This window comes from Pigmentiphaga sp. MLSB6-MA01 (assembly GCF_058793475.1).
In genome coordinates this window covers 167462-184527 of the sequence record NZ_JBXAFV010000007.1, presented here as the reverse complement: position 1 = coordinate 184527, position 17066 = coordinate 167462, and the positions used below count along the sequence as shown (strand labels likewise).

Genomic DNA, 17066 nt, shown 5'->3' with positions numbered 1-17066 from the left:
GGCGCGCGGGCCGGCGATCCGTCCGGGCCATGCGCGCTCATCTTGTCCAAGCGTGGGGTTTTTTTACTTTCGGTGTTCGGTCGTCCACCGCCAGAACGGTCTCTATGGCATACGACGGCGGAATGCCGTCCCGGCGCGTGGGGCCGGGACGTTCCGGCCGGCGCTGGAGAACGGAATGAATTCACGTAGTCGAAGCGCAGCGGCGATCGCGGGCACGGTCTCGAAACGGCAATCCTTCAAGCTGGCGCCGCTGGCACAGACGATGGCGATGGCGATCGCGCTGGCCGCGGCCAGCGAGCCGGCGCCGGCGCAGCAGGCGTTCAGTCCCGCGTGGTTTGCGCAGAAGGGGGCGACGCAGAACCTGGCCGCGAGTACCGGGCGGCTGCCCAATGGACAGCCTGCCAGTTCATTGAATCTGTCTGAGCGAGCCCAGCAGGCGGCGCGGCAACAGACTCAGCGGTCCGTGGCCAATCTGAGCCGGGCGGCCCAGGCCATCGCGGCGCAGCAGGCCGCCCAGAAGGCGGCGCGCGCGGCGGCGCTGGCGGCAGGGTCTCCGGTGCCGGACGGATTGGCCGAGGGCGGGCTGAAGGTGGACACGAACTCGCTCACCGCCGGCTGGCTCCATGCCCGGGATCCGGTGCAGACCTCGGAAGGCGGGCGCACCACGGTGGCCATCGAGCAGACGGCCGACAAGGCGATCCTGAACTGGGAAACGTTCAACGTGGGCGCCAACACCACGGTGAAGTTTGGCCAGCAGGCCAATTGGTCGGTGCTGAACCGGGTCAATGACCCGCAGGCGCGGCCGAGCCAGATCGCCGGGCAGATCGTGGCGCCGGGCAGCGTATACATACTGAACCGCAACGGCATTCTGTTCACCGGCAGCAGCCAGGTGAACGTGGGCAATCTGGTTGCCAGTGCGGTCCACATCACTGACGAGAAATTCTCGGCCAATTTCCTGACCACGGCCTGGGACGCCAGCGGCCCGACGTTCGAGATCGAGGACGCCACCCAGTTGGCCGGCGCAGTCACCGTCGAAGCGGGCGCCGAGCTGACGGCGGCCTCGTCCGGCCGCGTCGCGCTGTTCGGCGGCGAAGTGCGCAACGATGGCACGCTGCGCGCCGACAATGGCCAGGTGCTGCTCGCCGCCGGCCAGCAGATCTACCTGCGCGCCAGCAGCGACAACGGCATGCGCGGCCTCTACGTCATGCTGGGCGAGGGGGGCCGCGCGGTCAACAACGGCTACCTGGTGGCCGAGCACGGCAACATCACGCTGGCCGGCCGGGACGTCGGCATCGGCGCCCTTGCACAGGGCGGCCGGGCCACCGCCGCCGTGCTCAGCACCTCCACCAACCTGATCGGCAACGGATCGATCATCCTGCACGCACTCGATGCCGCGCGCGCTACCCAGGTCAGCGAGTTCGACAGCTCCTTCGCCGGCTGGGAAGCAACGGCCACCGGCACCGTCAACATCAGTGAAGGGGCAGTCCTGTCGGTACTGCCGGACCTCGGCGATACCCGTGTCGCCGCTTCGGATGCGCTCGACCGGCGGTCCTTCATCGACGTCGCCAGCGGCAAGGTCGCGGTCGGCGGAGGTGCGCTGCTGCTGGTGCCGTCCGGCGAAATCCGCATGGATGCCCGAGGCAGTACCGGCCCGACCGAGATCGACACGGTGGGATTCGCCGACAACAGCCTGATCCGCATCGAAAACGGCGCCATCCTCGATGTTTCCGGCACGCGCGGCGTGCAGAAATCCGTGCTCGACAATTTCGTCCGGGTCGAGCTGCGCGGTGCCGAACTCGCCGACAGTCCGGCCTACTACGACGCGCTGTACGGCAAGAAAGTCTGGGTCGACATCCGCGACACCGGCCGCTTCGAGGATCCGCTCCTGGCCGGCGTCGAATGGGTCGACGGCCAGCCCGGCACGTGGCAGGGTTCGCAACTGTTCAATGCCGTCGGCTACATAGGCATGATCGAGCGAGGCATCGGCGAGTTGACCACCACCGGCGGCGACATCAGGCTCGTCAGTACCGGCAATATCGTCCTGCGCGAAGGATCCTTGCTCAACGTCAGTGGCGGCACCATCGATTATGCCGCCGGCAACGTGCCGGTGTCTTATGTGCTGGATGCCGTCGGCAACCGCGTCATCGCCGGCCGGGCCACCAACGGCCTGGCCTATACCGGCGTTGCCGGCCAGTTCGGCGTCACCCACAGGCGCTGGGGCGTGACCGAGACCTGGGCCAGCCCTGTCGTCGGTCCCCAGTTCGTCCATGAAAGCGGCTACACCGACGGCGCCGCCGCCGGCACCATCACGCTGATCGCGCCCAAACTCGCCGCCGAAGGCGATTTTCTCGCCGTGCGCGAAGCCAGTACACGCGTGCTTTCGGCTTCGCCGGTGGGCGGTACGCTGATCGTCGGCGATGCCGACGCGCCCGGACCGACACAGGTCTCTCCGCGTCTGTACGGTTTCGACCGCATCACGCTGCAAGCCGGGAAATCGATCGTCGCCGACGAGGATTACGTCGGCGAGCTGCTGCCGGACCGTTACGAAACCGTGCTGTCCACCGATGCGCTGAACGAAAGCGGCATCGGCCGCATCGGCATCTACGCCAATCGCCACATCCGGCTTGCGGCCGATGCCAACCTCGACCTGGGCGACCTGGGCAGCGCCGGGTTCCATGCGCGCAACATCGAGATCGAGGGCCGGATCCACGCCGCCGGCGGCAATATTTTGCTCGAGACGATGCACACCACGGGCCAATCGGATGGCGCCGAACATCTGCTGCACCTGGGCGGCGGCGCCGTGCTCGACGTGGCGGGCCGCTGGAGCAACGGGTTCGATGGCGGCCGGCCGGGGCCGGTCGATGGGGGGCGGATCGTTCTTACCGCCGAGGATCGCAGCGCCGGCGCGCACTTCGTCGCCAATGATGTCTATGCCGGCGAGGCGCGCGTCGTGATCGACAGTGGCGCCGTGCTCGATGTCTCCGGCGGCGCGCGCATCGGCACGGACGGCCGGGTCAAGGCGCTTGGCGACGCCGGCAGCATCGCCATCGTCGGCCGCGACGTGAGCATCGCCGATGGCGCCGAACTGCGCGGCTATGCCTATGCGACGGCCACCAGGGCCGGCCGGGGAGGTTCCCTGCTGATCACCGATCAGCACGATACGGTGATCGCCGCCCGGCTTGACGACGCACTGCGCGCGGTAAGCGATGGCGTGCTCGAAGCCGGCGTCGCCGCGCCGATGGACCTGCGCCTGGCCGAGGATCTGCGGGTCCTGGCCGGCACACCGCTCCCGGTCCCGGCGGAATACTCCTCGGCGGTACTGGCCCCCGGCATCGAGGTCGCCGCCAACGCCAGCTTCTGGTTCCAGGACAACGGCTATCCGCCGACACAGGTCGTCCTGAAGGGCAACTGGGTGGTACCCACGGGGCTCCAGGTCTACATTTCGACGACCGGCCAGTGGTACTACGCGGGCAATACCGTTCCCGCCGGGACCGGCATATCCCGGATCAGCGGCACCTTGATGGCGGGCACGGTCTTGCCGGCCAGCGCCTTCGCCACCAGCCTGGCCAACGCCAACGGCGCGATCCGGCAACTGGCGCCGGTCGGCTCGACGCTCGACTATGACTATACGGTTCCTGCCGGCAGCACCCTGGGCGCCGGCATTGTCCTATCGGTCGACGTGGCTGTCGTCGCGCCGCGGTTGGTCAGCCCGGAATTCTTTGCGAAAGGAGGCTTCGCCAGCTATAGCTACACCGCTGGCGCCTCGCTGTCGGTGAGCGAGGGGACGCAGGTCGTGCTTGCGCCGCAGCACCGGGTGCTGCCGAACGTGGTCAGCGGCATCGCCAGCGGCTCCGGAGCCTCGGCGATAAGCATGCCGGCCACGATCGATCCCGCGCTGAGCGGGACAGCCAGCCTCGACCTCGCCGCGGGTTACTACGTCTATGAACTGGACCAGTACGGGGTTCCGCAGTTGTCCGCAACCCTGGGGCGTCTGGACGTCGGCACCGGCGCGCTGCTCGACGTCGGCATCGGCGGCAGGATAGCGCTGAACTCGGTGCAATCGCTGTACGTAGACGGTACCTTGCATGCGCCGGGGGGCGAGATCACGTTGAACAAGGGCGCCGCCGTCTACTCGCAGCGCAATTACGTCGCCGGCCCGTATACGGGGGCAGCTGCGGCCGACACGCTATGGATAGGTTCGAACGCGCGGCTGCTCGCGCCCGGCGTGCTGGCGCCCAGCTTCAATCGCCACGGCCTGGCCACCGGCACTGTGCTAGACGGCGGCACGGTGACGCTGAACGTTGCCACCGCCGGTTATCTGGTCAGCGAGGCCGGGTCTGTGATCGATGTCTCGGGCGGCCTGGCGCAGGTCGATCTTCCAGTCGAGGGCAGCGTCCGGACCGCGCTGTCCGGCAAGCCGGTCGACGGCAAGCCCGTGCGCGAGTCGACGACGGTATGGAGCGCCGGCGGCAGGATCAACATCCTCGTCAACGACGGTGCCTGGCTCGACGGCGACTATCGCGCCGCCGCGCTCGACCCGCGCGCCAGCGGCGGTACGTTCGCGCTGAACTTCGGCGAGCAACTGCGCGCGTACTACTACGGCTATGGCAATGACGTCGGCTTCCAGCAGGATGTCGGCCGCCGCAGCGTCATCATCCGCCAGCGGGCGGCAGCCACGCTGCCCGACGGCGTGGGGTTCGGCGATGTGCTGCCGACACGCACTTCGGCCTACGACACCGCGGCTGGCCGGCCGTGGGCAACGGGCACCGTCGAACTGTCGGCCGATCGCCTTGCCGCCGCGGGATTCGGCACCGTCGATATCGAATCGCACAGCCATATCGTCTTCGACGGCGACGTCGACCTTGGCGCCGGCCGCGCGCTGATCCTTGCCGCCGGGGTGTTCGCCGCGCTCGATCCGGCGGCGTCGAGCCGTGTCTCGCTGAGCGCACCGTATGTGCGGCTTGGCGATAGCGACGACAGCATCGTCGACAATCGCCTGACGACCTATGCCTCGCAGGGCTACACCACGTTCACCACGCCGACCGCCGGCGCGGCCAGCCTGGCGGTGCAGGCGGGACAGGTACTCGAACTCGGTGGCCGCACCGTGCTGCAGGGTTTCGACGGCGGCCGCTTCATCAGCGCCGGCGATCTGGTGTTCAGCGGCGCCCCGTCGCTCGGGACCACGGCGGCAACCGTGCGCAGCGGCTCGCTGTCGGTGGCCGGAAACCTGGTCCTTGGCGGCACGCAGCTCTATCCGGTGTCCAGCAGCGCATTCACCGCCCGGGCCACGGCGGTGCCGAGCAGCGACGAGGCAGGCAGCCCCGGCACGACCGGCGGCACGCTGACCGTCCTGCCCGGCAGCGGCGACGCGGCGACGCTGCCGCTGTCGATCGGCGGACAGATCACCTTGCAGGCACCGACCATCGTCCAGGGGGGCACGCTGCTCGCGCCGCTGGGCAAGATCACGCTGGACGCCGGCAGCACCGGCAGCGTCACGCTGGCCTCCGGCAGCCTCACCGATGTTTCGCTGCAGGGCCGCACGCTGCCGTACGGTACGTTGATCAACGGTACCTGGTACCAGGGCTACGGCGCCGAATACGACGCGGTCGGCAACCAGGACGCGCTGCGCATCGTTTCGACGCCGTCGTCGAAGGCTATCGTCATCAATGGCGACAGCGTGGACATTCAAGCGGGTTCGACTCTGGATCTGTCCGGTGGCGGCGATGTGGCCGGTGCCGAATTCACCGCTGGCACAGGCGGTTCGCGCAACGTATTGAGTGGCGGCGGCGTTTACGCCGTCATACCCGGCGCGCAGCCTGCTTTCGGCGCCGTGGCCAGCGCCGAAAGCCCCGCGCCGGCCGTCGGCAATCGCGTGTATCTTGACGCCGTGCCGGGCTTGCCGGCAGGCTGGTACACCCTGCTGCCCGCCGAGTATGCCCTGCAGCCGGGCGCGTTCCGCGTCGAACGGGTGGCCGCTCAGAGCGATCGCGTCAGTGGCGCCGGCGCGCGCCTGGACGGCGGTTATTACGTGAGCGGCCGCCTTGGCTCGAATTTCGATGGCAGCCAGGACGCGCGCCGCTCGACCTTTCTCGTGCTCTCGGGCGACGTTGCGCGCCGCTACAGCGAGTACCGGGAAACCACGTTCAGCGCCGCCTTCGCCGGCACCGGGGCGGCAATACGTCCGGCACTGCCCGCCGACGCCGGCCAACTGTCGCTGATCGCCACGCACGCGCTGACGCTCGAGGGCCGGTTCGCCTTCGGCATCGCCGAAGGCGGCCGCGGAGGGCAGGCTGACATCGCCGCGCAGTCGATCGCGGTGATCGCCGACGGCGCCGCGCCGGTCGAGGGCTACGCGCTCAGTATCGGGGCCAGTGCGCTCAATGCGATCGGCGCGCAATCCCTGCTGCTCGGCGGCACTCGAGAGCCGGTAGACACCGATGCCGACAACGTCACCGACAGCGTGAAGCTGACGGGGGTTTCCGAGTCGATCCTGATCGCCAACGACGAGGCATCCGCGTTGGTCGCACCGGAAATCCTGCTGCTGACCGGCAACGGCCAGGCCGCAGGCGGCGCCAGCAGCATCAGGCTCGCCGACGGCGCCGTGATCCGCGCCGAGGGCGGATACAGCGGCGACGCGCAGCCACTGGCGATAGGCACGATTTCGGCCGCCGACACGCGTGCCGGCACGGGTCAGGGTGCGCTGCTGGTGCTCAGCAACGCCGCCAACGATCTTGCCGTCAAGCGCCACGACCTCGGCAACGCAGCGGGCACGCTGGCCGGCCACATTGGCATCGGCAGCGGTGTGTCGTTGGTGGCGGGCGGCGCGATCCTGTTCGACGCCGTGGCCGGCGCCGATATCCCGGCCGACGCGCGGATCACCGCGCGTTCGCTGGAACTGGCCGCCACGGCGATCCACTTCGGCGATGCCCCGGCCGACGCCGGCGGCTTCATCGCCAACGCCGAGACGCTGTCGCGCCTGTCGCAGGCCGAGCGCCTGGTGCTGCGCAGCTATGGCAGCATCGACCTGCACGATGGCACCGACCTCCGGTCGCAGACCGCCGCGCTGGTACTCGACGCGGCCTCGCTGCGCCAGCAGGGCACGGGCACGGCGCGCATCGAGGCCGACCAACTCGTGTTGCGCAATACCAGCGGGGCGCAGGCCGCGGGCGCCGAGCCGGCGACGAACGCCGGCGTCCTCGATCTGGTCGCCGGGCGGCTGATGCTGGGCGACGGCGACAGCCGCATCCTCGGCTTTGGCGAGGCGCGGCTTGCCGCGCGGGAAACCCACTTCGACGGCATCGGCACCTTGACCGCCGGTAGCACGGCGGCCGCGTCCGACCTGCTGCTGACGACACCCTTCATCAGCGCCGCGGCGGGCACCGACGCTACCGTGACCGCGACCGGCGCAATGCGCGTCGGGCGCGGTGGACAGGCCGCGCTGGATGACCGCGACGAGCGCGTGGGCTCGGCGGGCCTGCTGACCTTCGCTGGCAATACCGTAGACTTCGGCACCGATGTGCGCCTGCCGGCCGGCTCGCTGACGCTGAAGGCGCAGCAGAATCTTGCCGTCAGCGGCAACGCCCGGATCGATGTCAGCGGCCGCACCGAGACCTTCTTCGACCAGCAGCGCACATTGCCGGCCGGCGATATCAAACTCGTTTCGCAGGCCGGCAACGTCCGCGTCGACGCCGGCAGTGTGCTGGATCTTTCCGATCCCGATGGCGGCGGTGAGCTGACCGTGACCGTGCCGGTGGGCAATTTCACGATCGAGGGCGAGGCCGTCGGCGCCAAGTTTTCACTCGATGCCGGCAGCCTGCCGGGCTTCGGCGCGATGCAGTCGGTGCTCAATGCAGGCGGTTTCGCCCGTTCCCGCGAGATCCGGCTGCGCAGCGGCGACGCGGTGCTCGACGGGGTGACCCGGACCCGCGATTTCAGCCTGATCGTGGACGAGGGGGGGATCACCGTCACCGGCACCATCGATGCTTCCGGAAAAACCGGCGGCAGTATCGAGCTGTCCGCGGCCGACGACGTGATTCTTGCGTCCGGCAGCAAACTCACCGTTGCCGGCGAGGACTTCGACGGTTCCGGCCAGGGCGGCAGCGTGTTCCTGTCGGCCGGCGCCAACCGCATCGTCGATGGCGTGGACGTGACCCACCACGACGCGGTGGTCGATATCCAGGCCGGTTCGCTGATCGATCTGGGCGTGGCCAGCGCCGCGGCCGCGGCGAAGGTCGTGACGCTGGACGCGATCGGCAGCAGCATCACGCTGCCGTCGGGCAATACCATCGGCTTCCCCGGCGGCACGCCGGGCAGCAAGATCAGCAGCACGGTCGCGGCGACGATTACCCTGGCCGATGGCAGTACCCGGAACCTGGCCGCCAACACCCCGGTCGAGCTCACGGCCGGCAGTACGCTCACGCTCAGGGGGGCCGGCGAAGTCAAGGTGGTCGAGGGCGTAGCCGGTGTCGCGGTGGCGCTGCCGACCAGCGGCGCGTTCGACACGCACGGCGCTACCACGGTCGCCTCGGTGCCGCTGACGCTCAACGCGCCAGGCAGCTCGGTGCACCTGGCGGGCGGCACGCCGGTGGTGCTTCCCAATGGCACGCCCGGCGACAACATCATCACGACCACGGCCGACAGCGTCAGCGTCACCACCGTCGGCAACGGCACCCAGGTCACGGTCACGGCCGGCCAGAGCGCGTTGCAGCTCTCCGCAGGCAGCGCGCTGACGCTGCTGAGTTCGACCGGGAACTGGACGCTGCCGGTCAATCGGGTGACGGTAAGCGCCAGCGGGCAGACCTCGGTCACCTTGACCAAGGCGGGCAAGAGCAGCATCGTCGGCAGCACCGTCTTTACGTTCTCCAACGGCCTGCCCAAGGGCGGCTCGGTCGTGTTCAGCAACCTCGTAAACCAGTTGCAGAATATCGGCCTGCCGGTGGGCGGCGAACTGGCGATCAAGGTTTCGCCAACCGAGGTGTTCAGCGGTAGCGGCGGCTGGCGCATGGCTTACTACAATTCCGGATCTGGCGCGCTGGACCTGGAGATGTACTTCCCCAGCGGCACGCCGGCGGGGGTGCAGATGCTCGGCGCGACCAATCTCAGCCTGGTCCTGGCCGACGGTACCGTGCGCGCCACCGAGACCAATGTCGGTTTCTCGGTGCCAGCCGGAGCGACGCTGAAGTTCTCCACGAACAGCTACAGCTCGGTGGCCTTCGCACCCGGTTCGATCGGCGCGGTCGATGTGGTGTTCCGCAACGCCGGCAGCGCGGCCATGACCGGCATGCAGGTCTATGGCCAGTCGTTGACCGTCGCCGGAGCCACCGCGGGCGTGGCGGTGCAGCCCTATGACAGCAAGACCTATTCGGCCAGCCTGAACGCGTCTTTCCTCGGTGCTGGCTCGCTGGACGTGTTGATCGGCACCACCTATGGCACGACCGATTTCAGCGTGACCGACGCGGTCGTCACCGGTGCCGGCGCCAACACCAAGTTCACGCTGCTCTCGGCCGGCAGTTTCACCCCGGTCGGTGACGCCGTGCTCAGCTTCGGCCTCGATGGCGGCGGAAAATTCGACCTGACCCATGCCGCCATCGGCAAGGTCTCGGCCGGCTCGGTGCTGACGCTCGCCAAGGATGGCGACCTGAGTTTTGCCCGCGGCGGCAGCGGCGCGATTCCGTTGGTGTTGCCGGCTTCCGCACAGTTGGCGGGTCTGAGCGGCGCCAGCGTGCTCGACCTCGGAGGCGGCCAGGCCGGCACCCTGCACCTGCGCGCGCCGCAGACGGCGGCCGGAACCGATCTCAACGTCAAGCCGATCGCCGGCAATGTACTCGGCGCCGCGCACATCATCGCCGAAGGCTACAAGGTCTATGACCTGTCCGACAGCGGTGGCCTGATCGACGACGCCGTGCGCACGCAGGTGCAGGCCGACGGCAATCGCTTCGCCAGCAATACGGCGGCAATCCGCAATCGACTGCTGGCATCGAATCCCGGCCTCGTCAACGTGCTGGAAGTCACGCCGGGCGCCGAAGTCATCAATGCCAACACCAGCCTGCCCGATACCATCGCCGCGATTCTCGACCCGGGCGCCGCGCTCGGCATACCGTCGGGAGGTTCGCTGAGCTTCACGGATGGTTTCAGCGAAGGGCGGCTGGTCGTCACCTCCGAGGGCGTGCGCAGGCAGAATACGAATTACGAAATCACCACCATCCGCGACGGCCTGGTCGTGGTGATGCAGGCCGCCGACACCTTCGTCGTTCCTGTCGGGGTACCGATCCTGCTGCCGGAAGGCTCGGGCACCGGTACGGTCTTGATCAACGGCGGCGGCTACGCCATCCTGCCAGACGGCAGCCGGATGACGATGGAAGGCAACTACTACAGCACTTACACGTTGCCGCCCGGGACGGTGGTCTACGCCAGCGGGACCGGCAATGCCAACACGCCGTACATGCAGATCAGCGTCGCCGGGGTGAGCGTCGTGTTGCCGGCCGGTGGCTACGAGTTCAACGAGAACATCCAGATCGCATCGCTGCCGGCCGGCAGCACGTTCAAGGCCAGCGGTGCGGCGATCAAGATATTGCAGTCGAGCGAGCGGCAGGTGGCGGTCGCGCTGCCAACCAGCGGCACCTATCGGCTCAATGGCGTGACGATCGACGCGCTGGGCGTCGCGGTGCCGGCCACTTCATCCAGCCACGATCAGATCGCGATGCGCAATAGTGTTGTCAGCGGCAGTTGGCTGAACCTCAGCGCCGGTGCGCGCGTCAAAGTGAACTGGATCAACGCCAATGGCAGCACCAGCGGCACCTTCCGCAGCAGCGTGATCGGCGTCTTCAACATCTACGATGCCAAGGGAAGCTTCCTGCGCAGCGTCAACCGCACTACTGTCAATACCAACATATTGGTGAACACCGGTGAGATCGTCGAGATTCCCGCCGCCGGCCAGTTGACGCTGTTTACCAACGGCCTGGCCGCGACGGTCGAGATCGCCAACAACACCGTGCCGGCCGACCGGCTGTTCGGCGGTACAACGGCACTGGAGCACGTCGTCGTCACGCCGCTGACAGATAGCGTGACGCTGCCGACGGCCGACCTGATCCTGGCGCGGGACTGGGATCTGTCGGACCTGCGCTTTGGCGGCGGGCAGACGCCCGGCATCTTGACATTGCGTGCCGCCGGCAACGTTATCTTCAAGGCCTCGTTGTCGGACGGTTTCACGGGCGGCGCGGGGATCCTCGACAGCAACCTGCTGCTCGACGATCGCTCATGGTCCTATCGCTTCGTCGCGGGCGCCGACTTCAGGGGCGCCGGCGTGCTCGGCGTGCAGCCGGACTTCGAGGTCGCGCAAGGCAAGGGCGAGGTGATCCTGCGCGCCGCGGACGCCGTATCCGGCACCGGCAACAACGGCTACGGCGGACGCGGCGTGGTCGTGCGCACCGGCACGGGCAGCATCGATATCGCCGCCGCGCACGACATCGTCACCGGCGTGCTGCGCACCAACGGTGTTCCGTATTCGTCGAGCAGCGTCGGCAGCGTCCTGCACTACAGCGCGATCTACACCGCCGGCCGCCCAGCCAACATCCAGCCGGGCGGCGGCGCGTTCGCGCTGCTCGGCGACGGTCGCCGCGCCTACGGCGGCGGTGCGTTCACGCTGGCCTATGGCGGCGGCGACATCACGCTCGACGCGCAGCGCGACGTGATTGGCGAGCGCAAGGACAGCAGTTCGGTGGGCATCAATCCGCAGAAGCCCGAGAACTGGCTGGCCGCGCAGGGCGGTTACAACGCGACCAGCGGCATCTACACGCAGCAGGTGGCGTGGGGGCCGGTGTTCCAGAATCTCCGCGAGGGTGTGGCGACGCTCGGTGGCGGCAATCTGGCCGTGACGGCAGGCCGGGACATTTCCGGCCTCAACGCCGCGACTTCGGACGCCGGCGTTTACCAGGGGACGACGCCGGGTGACCGCAACCTCTTGACGGTCGGCGGCGGCGATCTGCTGCTGTCGGCCGTGCGCGACGTCAATGGCGTCAATGTCTACGTCGCCAGCGGCAAAGGTACGGTCGACGTCGGCCGCAATCTCGGTACCGCGCCGTATCAGTCCTATCATGTCCAGAGCTGGCTTCAGAACAGCGCCAGCCAGTACAACTCCAACTTCGCCATCGGCGCCGCGGCACTGGATCTGAACGTGCGCGGCAACGTCGACATCGGTTCGATCTACAACCCCTTTACGCTGTTCAAGACCTACGGCGGCAGAAGTGCCTTGAACCTGACGACGCTGACCGGCGACATCGTGCTCGGCGGAAGCAGCGCGTATTCCGGTGGAGCGCCGAACGCGACGACGGTCAACTTCGGAACCTTCCTGCCCGGCAACGTCGAACTGGTAGCGTTCAACGGCGATATTTCGCTGGGCAACGACGGCAATGGCGTCTACATCGCGCCGGCCGCCGACGGCGATCTGACGGTACTGGCGAGCGGCTCGCTGACGCTCGGCCACCTGGTGTTGTCCGATGCCGATCCGTCGGTCTTTGCGACGCCGGGCAACAACATCCAGTTCGCCGCCGCGCTGTCCGAGCTGATTCCGGGCTTCTGGCCGAGCTTCGACCGCAGTCTGACCCACAGCGCCAGCCTGTATCGCGCCGAAGACGCGAATCCGGTGCGACTGTATGCGGTGCAAGGCGACGTTCTGGGCAAGGCGCAGAATATCGCCTACAACAATCTGGCGGGCTTCGTCTCGCTGGCCAAGCCGGCCGAGATCCGCGCCGGCCGGGACGTGACCAACCTGCAACTCGTTGTGCAGAACTTCCGCGAGGACCATGCCACGGTGGTCGAGGCCGGCCGCGACGTGCTGTTCTACACGCCGCGCACGCCCTACCTCAACAAGGCGCCGGACGGTGCCGGTATCTGGATCAGCGGCCCCGGCAGTCTGGAAATCACCGCCGGCCGAGATCTGGACCTGGGTACCAGCAACGGCATCCAGAGTGTCGGCAATCGTCTCAATCCGTACCTGCCGGAGGGGGTCAGCGCCAACGTGGTGCTGACCGTCGGCGCGGGTGCGAAAGGCCCGGATTACGCCGGCTTCGCCGGAGCGTATCTGGCGCCGGGCAGCACGTCCGGCAGGCAGTCCTACGTCCACGACGTGACGCTGGCCAACGGCGAAAGTACAACCGTGATACAGGGTCTCGTCAGTTTCATGCGAAAGCAGACCGGGGATGAGACGCTGGGCGAGGCGGCGGCCTGGGAAGCGTTCCAGATGCTGCCGGCAGGCCAGCGGCATGCGTTCATCCGTTCGATCTACTTCGCGGAGATCAAGCGCTCCGGCATCGAGGCCGTGTCCAGCGGCAACTACAACGATGGTTATCTGGCGACCACAGGGTTGTTCCCGACCGATCCGGCACTGTTCCCGACCGACCGGCCGTTGACCGAGGCCGAGTTGAAGACGTTCAGCGAGCGTTGGAGCGGCTATCAGGCATTGCTGCGGGACTATTACGGCGGCGATCTATCGCTGCGCTACTCGCAGGTGCGTTCGCACTACGACGGCAGCATCGACATCCTGGTGCCGAATGGCGCCATCGATGGCGGCCTGGCGCAGGTCGGCCCGGACATCCTGCAGACCGGCCGTTACGCGTTGAACGGCTATCCGGCTTCGACCATCGTCTACCGCGACTATCTGAAGCAGCCAGGCGAACTCGGTATCGTGGCGCTGCGCGGCGGCGACGTAAGTATCGCTTCGCATGGCGACGTGATCGTCAACCAGAGCCGTATCTTCGCGGTCGGTGGGGGCACGCTGGCGATCTGGTCGTCGGAGGGCGACATCAACGCCGGCAAGGGCGCGAAGACGGCCGTGCTGGCGCCGCCGCCGCGCCTGGTGTTCGATCCGGCCTCCGGTAGCTTCGAACTGGAGCTGACCGGGGCGGCGACCGGGTCGGGCATCGCGACGCTCATCACGGAACCGGGACAGAAGCCGGGGGATGTCTACCTGTTTGCCCCACATGGCACGGTGGACGCGGGCGATGCCGGCATCCGGGTATCGGGCAACCTGATCATCGCGGCACAGCAGATCCGCGGTGCGGACAACATCGAGGTCAAGGGCCTGACCTTCGGCCTGCCGCAGAACACCGTGAACGTGGCGGCACTGACCAATGCCAGCCAGGCGGCCAGTTCGGCGGCGACGGCGGCACAGGATATGATCCAGCGCGAGCGCTCGGCGGCGCGGCGGGCATTGCCTTCGGTGTTCACCGTACGCGTGCTCGGTTTCGGCAGCGAACCGGCGCCTGTATCGCAACCGTCTTCCGCGGCTCCGGCTACCGTCGGTATGGGGTACGACCGCAACAGTCCGGTGCAGGTGCTGGGCAGGGGTCCGCTGGGCGACGCGCAGAAGGCCAGTCTGACGGCCGAGGAACGCAGGTTGTTGGGAAGGTAGGGCAACGGGGGCGGGCCGGCCGGCGTAGCGGGGCGCGGTAAGGCGGATGTAATCCGACTGTCACGCCAGCCGGCTACGATGCGCCGGCCTTGCCGCATGTCCGGTCCAGCGGTGCGGCCCACGAAAAACTGCCGCGTTTGGGGTGGAATGTCCTGCCTGCCGTTGCCCGCCTGTCCGCTCGTCGTCTGCGCGTCCGCCGTGTGCGCATGATGTTGCTCGCCTGGATCGTGGGGCCGTTCTGCTGTGGCTTCGTCAATATGGCCGCCGCGGCGCAGGCCTCCGGGCGAGAGGCTGGCGCGGCTTCCCGCAGCGAACCCGCCGCGTTCGCCATCGATAGCCAGCCCCTGCACGATGCGTTGCAGGCGTACAGCCGCGCGACGGGGCGGTCCGTTCTCTATGATGCCGGGCAGGTGGCTCACCTGAGGTCGACGGCCATCAACGGGCGCCTGGATCCTGATGCCGCCTTGGCTGCCCTGCTTCGCGGAACCGGGATGCAGGCCCGGTTTGCCTCGACCGGGGCATTCGTGATCGTGCCGGTCGAGCCACCCGCGCCAGCCGCGGCGGAAGGTGAACGACGGATGGCGCTTCATGCCGCTTTCTACGGCAGAGTGCAGCGGGTGGCCACCAGCATTCTTTGTGCCGACGCCGGTTTGGCGATCGGCCAGTACCGGCTGGCCATCAGTGCCTATGTCAGCGGCTCCGGTGTGCTGCAGCGGGTCAGGGCCGCCGCCCAGGGCCATGCCGAACTCGAGCCCCGAATCGAGGCCAGCCTGGAAGGAGCGCGACTGGATATCGGGCCACCCCCCACGCTGGCCCAACCCATCGTGCTGCTTGTGACGCACCAGGCTGGTCGCCTGAAGGCTTGCGCGTCATGACGGGACGTGGCCTGGCCGAATTGAGGCGGTTGTTTACCGAGCGTTATGAAACGCTTAAAGCGCAATTGGTCCGTCGTCTGGGGTCGGCGGAACTGGCAAGCGACGCGCTGCACGACGCTTATGTGCAGTTGGCGGATCGCGAGGGCTTGAACGAGGTGCGGCATCCCCAGGCCTATCTGCTGCACACCGCCGTCAACGCCGCCATCGACAGGCTGCGCGGCACCCAGCGCTACCTGAGCGCCGACGAAGTGGCCGATCTGTATGAACTGGCCGACCCCGCGCCGGGACCGTCGCGTGTGGTGCAGGCGCGTTTCGACCTGAGCCGTGCGGCTGATGCCCTGGCCGCTTTGCCGGCCAGGCAGCGCGACATTCTCTACGCCGCGCGGGTCGATGGCCTGACGCTGAAGGAGCTGGCGCAGCGCTGGGGGGTATCCACGCGGCTGATCAGCAGAGAGCTGCAGGTGGCACATGAATTCTGCGCGCGCCATATGGAGGCAGTGGAGGAAGCGGTGGACGCAGCTTCCGGCCGTGTCGCGAGAGATGGCAACAAATTGTCAGATCCCGCGGAAAAACGTGCGCATATCCGAGTCTCCAAACGTCTATAAGAAGAAGGAAAAACCGAATATGGACACCGAGTTCCATGGCATGACGGCAGGAGATCCCATGAACGATCCCGGCGCGGACAGCGCCGACATCGTGTTGCAGCAGGCGCGTGCATGGGCGCGGCGGTTGGCCGTCGGCCGCCCGACCCGCGCCGATGCCGAGGCCCTGCGCCGCTGGTGCGCGCAGAGCGCGACGCATGCGCAGATGTGGCGCCGGGCGAGCGCGGAATGGCGCGAAATGGGCGAAGTCCTGCGGACGGTCCGGTGCCGGATCCCGGCGGCGCGGATGGCCCGGCCGGTCTCGCCGGGCCGCCGGTGGTTCGTCGGTGCCGCGGTCGCCACGGCCGCGGGCGTGGTGGGCATGGCGCATCCGCCCTTGGGGCTGTGGCCTTCGTGGTCCGAAATGGGGGCGGACTATCGCACGGCCGCGGGAGAGCAACTCAGCGTGGCCCTGAGCGCGCACATACAACTATTGCTGAATACCCAGACCAGCATTTCGGTGCGGCAGGCAGATCCCCTGCGGGTCGAGTTGATCGCCGGCGAAGCCGAGATCCGCAGCGATGGCCGGGCGCCGCTGGAGATCCAGGCCGGGTCGGGCCGCATCCAGCTCGCGGCGGGATGCGTCGAGATCAGGTACCTGGACAATGGGGAAACCCGCGTGCTGTGTACCGAGGGCCGGGCCGAAGTGCGCCATGCCCATGGCGTCCTGACCCTGAACGCCGAGGAGTCGGCTTCGTACGGTTCCGGCCGGGCTCTTGCCGTCATGAATGAAGGTCCCGCCGCGCCCTCGGGATGGCGCCAGGGATACATCGTCTTCCACGATACGCCGCTGACCGATGCCGTAGCCGAGATCAATCGCTACCGCAGCGGACGCGTGATCCTGATGAGCGACGAACTGGCGCGCCAACGGATCAGCGGCCGTTTCACCATCAAGGACACCGACCAGGCCATTGCCCTCATCCAGCGGCTCTACGCCGCCCACGTCCGCCGCGTGGCGAACGTCGTGATGCTGGGGTGACCTGTCACCAAAAATTCATGTGGGTTTCTGTTCCATCTTTTTCCCGGGTGGCGTCTATACGGACATAGGGGTGCGCGGCTTGCGCGCCCGCGTTGATTCATCTGTCTAGGATCCGACCCGATATGTCCGTGCCCGTCCAGCCTATCGCTTCGTCCCGTGTTTCC

General features: G+C 67.9%; 4 protein-coding genes. All 4 read left to right on the top strand.

From position 1 onward, the window contains the following. Window positions 1-175 precede the first annotated feature (175 nt). The 4 genes from AC1Q6E_RS13710 (at window position 176) to AC1Q6E_RS13695 (ending at window position 16902) form a co-directional block, all read left to right on the top strand. On the top strand, window positions 176-14407 hold the full coding sequence (locus AC1Q6E_RS13710; protein ID WP_492572937.1) for a filamentous hemagglutinin family protein: 14232 nt from the start codon (window positions 176-178) through the stop codon (window positions 14405-14407). A 206-nt stretch (window positions 14408-14613) separates the two neighbouring features. Beyond that, on the top strand, window positions 14614-15282 hold the full coding sequence (locus AC1Q6E_RS13705) for an STN domain-containing protein (RefSeq protein WP_152792385.1): 669 nt from the start codon (window positions 14614-14616) through the stop codon (window positions 15280-15282). After that, a complete protein-coding gene (locus tag AC1Q6E_RS13700) occupies window positions 15279-15887 on the top strand; it encodes a sigma-70 family RNA polymerase sigma factor (RefSeq protein WP_152792386.1) in 609 nt (202 codons plus the stop codon). The genes AC1Q6E_RS13705 and AC1Q6E_RS13700 overlap by 4 nt, the downstream gene beginning before the upstream one ends. A 19-nt stretch (window positions 15888-15906) precedes the next feature. Continuing rightward, window positions 15907-16902: a FecR family protein gene (locus AC1Q6E_RS13695; protein WP_296555091.1), complete on the top strand. Its 996-nt coding sequence runs from the start codon at window positions 15907-15909 to the stop codon at window positions 16900-16902. Window positions 16903-17066 lie beyond the last annotated feature (164 nt).